Source organism: Exiguobacterium sp. s166 (assembly GCF_018618855.1).
GTDB lineage: Bacteria > Bacillota > Bacilli > Exiguobacteriales > Exiguobacteriaceae > Exiguobacterium_A.
Window position 1 is genome coordinate 46,819 of record NZ_JACSMU010000009.1, and the last position, 7,640, is coordinate 54,458.

General features: G+C 48.1%; 10 protein-coding genes and 1 rRNA gene. 10 read left to right on the forward strand and 1 reads right to left on the reverse strand.

Going from position 1 to position 7,640, the window contains the following annotated elements; all coding sequences use genetic code 11:
- Positions 1-75 precede the first annotated feature (75 nt).
- The 6 genes from KNP93_RS14835 to rpsI all read left to right on the forward strand — a co-directional run bounded on the left by KNP93_RS14835 (position 76) and on the right by rpsI (position 4,298).
- Positions 76-906 (forward strand): energy-coupling factor ABC transporter ATP-binding protein, encoded by an 831-nt coding sequence (locus KNP93_RS14835; protein WP_026826922.1) that lies wholly within the window; start codon positions 76-78, stop codon positions 904-906.
- Positions 894-1,751, forward strand: a complete 858-nt coding sequence (locus tag KNP93_RS14840; RefSeq protein ID WP_214855941.1) for an energy-coupling factor transporter ATPase — start codon at positions 894-896, stop codon at positions 1,749-1,751. Before KNP93_RS14835 ends, KNP93_RS14840 begins: the two co-directional genes overlap by 13 nt.
- Positions 1,748-2,539: an energy-coupling factor transporter transmembrane component T family protein gene (locus tag KNP93_RS14845; RefSeq protein WP_214855944.1), complete on the forward strand. Its 792-nt coding sequence runs from the start codon at positions 1,748-1,750 to the stop codon at positions 2,537-2,539. Before KNP93_RS14840 ends, KNP93_RS14845 begins: the two co-directional genes overlap by 4 nt.
- Positions 2,539-3,288: a tRNA pseudouridine(38-40) synthase TruA gene (gene truA / locus KNP93_RS14850; protein WP_214855947.1), complete on the forward strand. Its 750-nt coding sequence runs from the start codon at positions 2,539-2,541 to the stop codon at positions 3,286-3,288. Before KNP93_RS14845 ends, truA begins: the two co-directional genes overlap by 1 nt.
- Positions 3,289-3,443: 155 nt before the next feature.
- Entirely contained in the window at positions 3,444-3,881 is a 438-nt protein-coding gene (rplM, locus tag KNP93_RS14855; RefSeq protein ID WP_012369041.1) for a 50S ribosomal protein L13, read from the forward strand.
- A gap of 24 nt (positions 3,882-3,905) precedes the next feature.
- Positions 3,906-4,298 (forward strand): 30S ribosomal protein S9, encoded by a 393-nt coding sequence (rpsI, locus tag KNP93_RS14860; RefSeq protein WP_012369042.1) that lies wholly within the window; start codon positions 3,906-3,908, stop codon positions 4,296-4,298.
- A gap of 246 nt (positions 4,299-4,544) precedes the next feature.
- Here the strand turns inward: rpsI and KNP93_RS15810 are convergent, their stop codons facing one another.
- Entirely contained in the window at positions 4,545-4,676 is a 132-nt protein-coding gene (locus KNP93_RS15810; RefSeq protein WP_256442218.1) for a hypothetical protein, read from the reverse strand.
- 98 nt (positions 4,677-4,774) lie between these two features.
- Between KNP93_RS15810 and KNP93_RS14870 the strand changes: the two genes are divergently transcribed.
- From KNP93_RS14870 to KNP93_RS14885, 4 genes are all read left to right on the forward strand, one after another.
- Positions 4,775-5,407, forward strand: coding sequence for a M15 family metallopeptidase (locus KNP93_RS14870; protein ID WP_131504441.1), 633 nt, complete (start codon positions 4,775-4,777; stop codon positions 5,405-5,407).
- Positions 5,408-5,588: 181 nt separating this feature from the next.
- The gene (locus tag KNP93_RS14875; protein ID WP_131504442.1) at positions 5,589-6,620 is read left to right on the forward strand and encodes a P-loop NTPase; all 1,032 of its coding nucleotides are present in this window, start codon (positions 5,589-5,591) and stop codon (positions 6,618-6,620) included.
- A gap of 3 nt (positions 6,621-6,623) precedes the next feature.
- On the forward strand, positions 6,624-7,229 hold the full coding sequence (locus KNP93_RS14880; protein ID WP_026826929.1) for a KinB-signaling pathway activation protein: 606 nt from the start codon (positions 6,624-6,626) through the stop codon (positions 7,227-7,229).
- Positions 7,230-7,571: 342 nt separating this feature from the next.
- Positions 7,572-7,640 (forward strand): 16S ribosomal RNA (locus KNP93_RS14885); the annotation flags it as partial.

Genomic DNA, 7,640 nt, shown 5'->3' on the forward strand with positions numbered 1-7,640 from the left:
AAGGGCAGTGCGTAACTCGCTTCTGCCCTTTTGTTACAAATGAAATTATTTTGATTTGATGAAGGAGGAGCAGACATGACAAAGCTGATTGAGTTGGAACAGGTGACATACCGTTACCCTGAACAAGAACAACCAGCCTTACGGAATGTCTCTCTTTCGATTCATTCGCAGGAATGGGTCGCGATCGTTGGACACAACGGCTCTGGAAAATCAACGCTGACGAAGCTGTTTAACGGATTGTTGCTTCCTGAAGAAGGAACGGTCACTGTCAACGAGACATTCTCGAGTGCAGTACCGGAGCAACTATGGGAGATGCGCCGCGCAATCGGTATCGTCTTTCAAAATCCGGATAATCAATTCGTTGGCACGACCGTGCGCGACGACGTGGCATTTGCCCTTGAAAACTGGGGTGTGCCACGCGAGGAAATGGTTCGTCGTATCGACGACAGTCTAGCGCGCGTTGGCCTTACGGATTTTGTTGATCGGGAACCCCATCAACTATCCGGCGGACAGAAGCAGCGTGTCGCAATCGCCTCGGCGCTTGCGATGCGCCCTGATGTTCTCGTGCTCGATGAAGCGACATCGATGCTTGATCCGATTGCACGAACTGAGGTTATGTCGACCGTCCAGGAATTATATGAGCAACACCCGATGGCCGTCGTTGCCATTACACATGAACTCGATGAAGTCTTACGGGCCAGTCGTGTCATTGTCATGGATGCGGGGCAAATCGTTTTAGAAGGCACACCGCAAGAGGTGTTTGCACAATCCGCGTTTCTTGAGCAGATTGGACTAGATGTTCCATTTGTCGTCCGGGTGCAGGAACAACTTTCGGCACGTGGTCTTACTTATGAGGACACGATACTAGATGAAAGAGACTTGGTGAACCGCTTATGCCAATCTTAATCCAGGAATTGAACTATACGTACCAACTCAATAGTCCGTTTGAACGAGTCGCGCTGCGTGATGTGAATCTTGAGATTCCGTCAGGGGCGCTTGTTGCGTTTGTGGGGCATACCGGTTCCGGGAAATCCACGCTCGTCCAACATATCAACGGCTTGTTGAAACCAACTGCCGGTAAGGTACAGGTCGATGACATCATCATCGAACCAAAACGAAAACAAGATTTAAAAGCGCTCCGTAAACGGGTTGGTCTTGTCTTTCAGTATCCGGAATATCAATTGTTCGAAGAAACCGTCTTGAAAGATGTCATGTTTGGTCCGATGAACTTTGGTCACGCACCGGCAGAGGCAGAACGGTTAGCGAAAGACGCCTTACGTACCGTCGGACTCGATGAAGTCTTTTGGTCACGTTCTCCGTTTGACCTGTCTGGTGGGCAAATGAGGCGTGTTGCGATTGCTGGCGTACTCGCTAGTCAACCAGACGTGTTGATCGTCGATGAACCAACAGCAGGACTCGATCCGCAAGGACGAAAGCAGATGCTTTCTCTCTTTGCTGAGTTGCATGCACAATCCGGGATGACCTTGTTGTTGATTACGCATGATATGGACCAGGTGCTTGAGTATACGAACCGGGTCGTCGTCATGGAAGAGGGACAAGTCGCATATGATGGAGAACCAATGGGTCTATTCCGTCAAGAAACGTTACTGCGTCAATTCCATCTCGATCTACCCCACGTTCTGGCGTTTGCCTGGAAGATGGCCGATCAATTAAAGCAACCACGTCCGTCGCTTCAGACGGAAGCGGAATTGATTGAATGGATTTTACGTGTACGGGGGGACGGACGATGATCGTAGGACAACATATACCAGGGACGTCGTATTTACATCGTTCGTCGGCCGTCGCGAAAATCATTTTTGCCTTTTGTTTCATTCCCCTTGTCTTTTTAGCCAATAATGCGGCAACGAATATTTTTTTACTGCTGTTTACGTTTTCGGCGTTAGCTAGTAGTAAATTACCGATCCGTTACGTCTTGAAGGGGCTGCGACCGATCTTATTCTTAATCGTCTTTACGTTTATCATTCAGCTGTTGTTTACGCGTGAAGGGGCCATTTTGTTTGAATTCGGCTGGTTCAAGATTTATGAAGAAGGATTGCGCCTTGCCATCATCGTATCGCTCCGGTTCTTTTATTTGGTATCGATTACGACACTCGTCACGTTGACGACGTCACCGATCGAACTGACGGATGCGATTGAGTTGTTACTAAAACCATTTAAAGTCGTCCGTGTCCCGACGCACGAGATTGCCTTGATGTTGTCCATTTCACTTCGTTTCCTGCCGACATTGGCAGAAGAGACGGAAAAGATCATGAAGGCACAGCAGGCACGCGGTGTCGATTTATCGGCGGGTCCGATCAAAGAACGCCTGCGGGCCATCATTCCTTTGCTGATTCCACTCTTCATCTCGGCGTTTAAACGGGCAGAAGATCTTGCGACGGCAATGGAAGCCCGGGGGTACCGGGGCGGCGAAGGACGGACACGACTCCGTGAGTCGAAATGGACAGGTCGCGATACGGGGCTGATCGTCCTTCTGATCGTCCTCGGACTGCTTCTGGTCTATTTACGGGGAGGCTTTTGATGCGACGCTTTAAATGTACGATTCAGTATGACGGGACGGACTATTCCGGGTATCAAGTACAACCGAACGGTCTGACGATTCAGGAAGTCCTCGAGAAGACGCTTGAACGGATGCATAAGCACCCGGTCAAGGTGATCGGTTCCGGACGTACAGATGCACGTGTGCACGCACAGGGGCAGGTCATTCATTTTGATACGGAGCTGGCGATTGCACCCGCAAGCATGGTGAAGGCCCTAAATACGTTATTACCGGACGATATTCGGGTTCGTGACTGTAAAGAGGTCGCTTCTGACTTCGAAGCAAGGTATGATGTAGTAGGGAAAGAGTATCGGTACTTCGTGCGCCGGACGGAAGATGCGTTTCGACGTCATCAATCCGTCTTGATTCCGTATTCACTCGATGTTGCGCAAATTCGTCTGGGATTAGCGCATTTAGTCGGGACTCATGACTTCAGTTCGTTCTGTGTCGCGAAGACAGAGACGGACAATCGTGTTCGGACGATTTATGAAGCGGAACTGATTGAACAAGGAGCAGAGTTGATTTTCCGTTTTCAGGGAAGCGGTTTTCTCTACAATCAGATTCGGATCATGGTCGGCACGTTGCTTGATGTCGGACGCGGTCGATTTACTCCGGAAGACATCAAACGAATGCTCGAAGCGAAGGATCGAAACGTCGCTGGTGTGACGGCACCACCGCACGGGTTATACCTTTGGGAAGTTTTCTACCCAGAGTCTAAAAAAGGCATTTGACATTAGCCGCTAAAAAACATACAATGTTTATTGGCATTTCATTTATTATGAAACCACAATCTTAGCCCCGTACACCTAAGATTCTGATAGATTCAAACAGTGAATAAATGAAAAATCAAAAAAGAAATTTTTAAATTCCTTAGGAGGTATTTTACATGCGCACAACTTTCATGGCGAAAGCTACTGATGTAGAACGCAAATGGCTCCTTATCGACGCAGAAGGCAAAACACTCGGTCGTCTTTCGAGCGAAGTGGCTTCACTTCTCCGCGGTAAGCACAAACCTACGTTCACACCACACGTTGACTGTGGGGATCACGTTATCCTCATCAACGTTGAGAAAATCGTTTTAACTGGTAACAAACTCGACAAAAAGGTCTACTACCGTCACTCTGGTCATCCAGGCGGCTTGAAGCAGACTGTCGCACGCGACTTACTCGCTAACAAACCTGAGCGTATGCTTGAACTCGCGATCAAAGGGATGCTTCCAAAAGGTAGCCTCGGTCGTCAAATGTTCAACAAACTCCACGTTTACGCTGGAGATACTCATAAGCAAGAAGCACAACAACCAGAAGTTTACGAACTTCGCGGTTAATACGAATTTAGGAGGAACTACACGATGGCAGATGTACGTTACTACGGCACTGGTCGCCGTAAACACGCGGCAGCTCGCGTTTTCCTCGTTGCTGGAGACGGTAAAGTCACAGTTAACGGGCGCGATATCAGCGAATACTTCGGTTATGAAACATTAATCATGACTGCAAAAGAACCACTTGTACTCACAGAAACAGAAGGCAAATACGATATCATGGTAACGGTTAAAGGCGGCGGCTTCACTGGTCAAGCAGGCGCAATCCGTCACGGTATCTCACGTGCTCTTCTTCAAGCGGATCCAGACTTCCGTGGCACACTTAAAGCTAAAGGTTTCCTCACACGCGATGCTCGTATGAAAGAACGTAAAAAATACGGTCTTAAAGCAGCACGTCGTGCACCTCAGTTCTCAAAACGTTAATCGTTTTATCTCTCATCCTTACGGGTGGGAGATTTTTTTTGTTAAAAAACCGCTTCTCGACCGGAAATGGTCAAAAGCGGTCTATTGTTCAAGATGTACGACGTTGTATGTTTTGAATGAAGAATAGAAGTACCATCAAACTAATGAAGGTCAGCGGGATGCTCCACAAGAACAGGTCCTGAAAAAAAGAGCTGGGATCGGACTCTGTTTGTGAACCGACTTTCCCGACGAAGGACGTATCCTGACTTAGCACGGTGCTATTTTTAGGAAGGGTGGCTGATAAGTCGCGTTCGCTTCATGCACTGTATAAAAGTAGATCGCATAACCGATATGTAAGAGAACGGTCAAGCCGCCCGCGAAGACGAAATTTTTTTTCATCAAAAAACTCCTTTTTCCGAATAATGAGTGAAACAAGCCTTCGTCAAGTATACTGCAATCCGTTTTCGGGAACAGTCTACAAAGGAGTGTGGTGAACGATGACTGTATCAGTCAGTTGGTTAATAGAACGGGCCAACCAGAAACTGAATGTTCCGGGACTTTCACCGGAAGTTGCCCGAAAGACACGACAAGTCATCCGTGAACTTCATGTCAAAGGCATTTATGTCGGGGTGGCGCAAGGATTCCGGTCCTACGCCGAGCAGGAGAAGTTGTATGCACAAGGACGGACAACTCCGGGCGCGATTGTGACGAACGCCCGTGGGGGACAATCGAATCATAACCGGGGGATTGCCGTTGATCTGTTTCAATACTCCATGGACGGGACGGAAGCCATCTTTAATACCGATGCCAACTTTCAGCAAATCGTCCAGGCGATGAAGCGGCAAGGTTTCTCCTGGGGCGGAGACTGGAGTGGATTTAAAGACTACCCGCACTTTGAGCTGAACAAAACGACAACGGATGTCTTAGTACCTTATCCGGGACAACCGCTCTATAAAGGAGCGGTCAATATGAACAGTCGGGACATCGAACGGATTCAGCGGGCAGTCAAGGCAACTGTCACGAAACGTTTTGATGCGGAGACCGTCGATAAAGTACGTGCCTATCAAGCACGTCAAGGATTAGCGGTCGATGGTGTCGTCGGACCCGCAACATGGAATCGGATGTTTTAACCATGTAGAGGTTCCCTTTTTGCAGTTGTGAAGAGGAGGATCTCTTTTTTTCATCTTTCGGGTAGCTTCCTTACGAGTCTTCAAGGAAATGTCATGCTTTCCGAGTCGAAATGTGCAAGCGCTATCTTATTTTTGTTATACTGAAATGGATTAAATCGAACGTTCTCAGGGGGAAGGCACTATGTTGAATGAACAAGAAATTCGCGAGGTGGTCGGGCAATTGATCGATCCGACGATTGAACGCTCGCTTACAGATACGAACGGGATTCGTGATGTGCGAATCAAAGGAGACTATGTCAGTCTCAAAATCGCACTGGCGCAGGCAGGATCCGGCGAACAGCTTGCCTTACAGCAACAGATTGTCAAAGAGTTGAAAGAAAAAGGATTCAAGACGGTCGGCTTACGTTTCGAGGCGCTCGGTGACCACGGGATCCAGGCTGCGACGACACCATCGATTCTTAAACCGGAGTCGGGCACGACATTCATCGCGATTGCTTCCGGTAAAGGCGGCGTCGGAAAATCGACGGTTTCCGTCAACTTGGCAGTTGCGCTCGCCCGGGCAGGAAAAAAAGTCGGATTGATTGACGCGGATATCTACGGATTCAGTGTACCTGACATGATGGGGATCGAAACCCGTCCGACTGTCGTCAACGACCGGATTGTTCCACCTGAACGATTCGGTGTGAAAGTCATCTCGATGGGCTTCTTCGTCGAAGACAATGCACCTGTCATCTGGCGTGGTCCGATGCTCGGAAAGATGTTAAACAACTTCTTCTCTGACGTCGAGTGGGGCGAACTGGATTATTTACTGCTTGATTTACCGCCGGGCACAGGCGACGTAGCACTCGATATTCATTCGATGTTACCGAGCTGTCAGGAACTGATCGTCACGACACCGCATGCAACTGCGGCATTCGTTGCTGCACGTGCAGGGGCAATGGCAATCAAAACAAATCATCGTTTGCTCGGAATCATTGAGAATATGGCCTATTTCGAGAGCAAGGTAACCGGCGAAAAAGAGTATGTGTTTGGTTCAGGCGGCGGAGAGAAGTTGTCAGAAGCGTTAAAAACAGATATTCTAGCTAAGATTCCACTTGGACAGCCGTATGCAAATGACACGGACTTTGCACCGTCGATTTATCGTGACGACCATCCATTTGAAACACACTATAATGAACTCGCAGCGCGTGTCATCGAAAAAGTAGAGGGATAATGAATGAAGACTAGAGGATTTTTGAAGCTGTTTTGGATGACGCTCCTGATCGGAACGCTCGCCGGCTTCGTGTTTAACCTGGTCGCTGAACCAGGATATGTCCGTAACCAATCGATCAGCGGATATGTCACGGCCTTGGCCTACAGCAGTACATGGACAGCTATCAGTTTGATGGGATTCTTTTCGTATCTGATCCTCCACCGGGTCGGACTTGATATTTTCCGGGGAGCTAAGCTATGGGACCGGGTCCAAATCGTCTTAATCGCCTTTGCGTTATTCGACGGGATCTATCTTCGGGGACTTGCTTTCGGATTTGAAAAAACGAACCTCTATATTGGAGAGATGGTTGTCTTATTGCTCATCGCATTTTTTGTCGCTCGGACGAAAGCACGCGAGACAAACTTCACGGCATTCGTGCCGACACTCTTTTTGATGACAGTCATCACGTTGATTGAATGGGTGCCAGCTCTCCAGGCGACACAAGACAAGCGAATGTTGTGGGCAGCGCTTGCCACATTACTCGTTTGTAACGCCTATCAAATTCTGATGTTGCATCGACTGCAAGAAAAACCAAATTCAGCTAATGCTGCGTCTGGCAAAAGAGCGTAAAAGAAAGGGCGCCGTTCTACCGTTTGATCCGGTCAGAGCGGCGTCCGTCTTTTTTTAATATTTTTTTAGAAAAACAGTTGACGAAAAAAACAAGAGTTGATATATTAATACATGTCGCTGAGGCACACGCCACACGGACACGTCGAAAACGAAAAAAACTTACGAAAAAAGTTATTGACACCAGTTAATACTTTACTGTAAGATTTAAAAGTCGTCAAACGACATATCGGACTTTGAAAACTGAACGATGAGGCAAAAAACGTATCTTCGGATACAAAAAATGAATGAAGCGCAAGCTTCGTCAATGTGACATCTAGTCACAACAACGAGCAAGTCAAACACTTTATGGAGAGTTTGATCCTGGCTCAGGACGAACGCTGGCGGCGTGCCTAATACATGCAAGTCGAGCGC

Excerpts from the sequence above, each read along its gene's own strand:
- KNP93_RS14835 (WP_026826922.1), top strand. The coding sequence starts at position 76 with ATGACAAAGCTGATTGAGTTGGAACAGGTGACATACCGTTACCCTGAA.
- KNP93_RS14840 (WP_214855941.1), top strand. The coding sequence starts at position 894 with ATGCCAATCTTAATCCAGGAATTGAACTATACGTACCAACTCAATAGT.
- KNP93_RS14845 (WP_214855944.1), top strand. The coding sequence starts at position 1,748 with ATGATCGTAGGACAACATATACCAGGGACGTCGTATTTACATCGTTCG.
- truA (WP_214855947.1), top strand. The coding sequence starts at position 2,539 with ATGCGACGCTTTAAATGTACGATTCAGTATGACGGGACGGACTATTCC.
- rplM (WP_012369041.1), top strand. The coding sequence starts at position 3,444 with ATGCGCACAACTTTCATGGCGAAAGCTACTGATGTAGAACGCAAATGG.
- rpsI (WP_012369042.1), top strand. The coding sequence starts at position 3,906 with ATGGCAGATGTACGTTACTACGGCACTGGTCGCCGTAAACACGCGGCA.
- KNP93_RS15810 (WP_256442218.1), bottom strand. The coding sequence starts at position 4,676 with ATGAAAAAAAATTTCGTCTTCGCGGGCGGCTTGACCGTTCTCTTACAT.
- KNP93_RS14870 (WP_131504441.1), top strand. The coding sequence starts at position 4,775 with ATGACTGTATCAGTCAGTTGGTTAATAGAACGGGCCAACCAGAAACTG.
- KNP93_RS14875 (WP_131504442.1), top strand. The coding sequence starts at position 5,589 with ATGTTGAATGAACAAGAAATTCGCGAGGTGGTCGGGCAATTGATCGAT.
- KNP93_RS14880 (WP_026826929.1), top strand. The coding sequence starts at position 6,624 with ATGAAGACTAGAGGATTTTTGAAGCTGTTTTGGATGACGCTCCTGATC.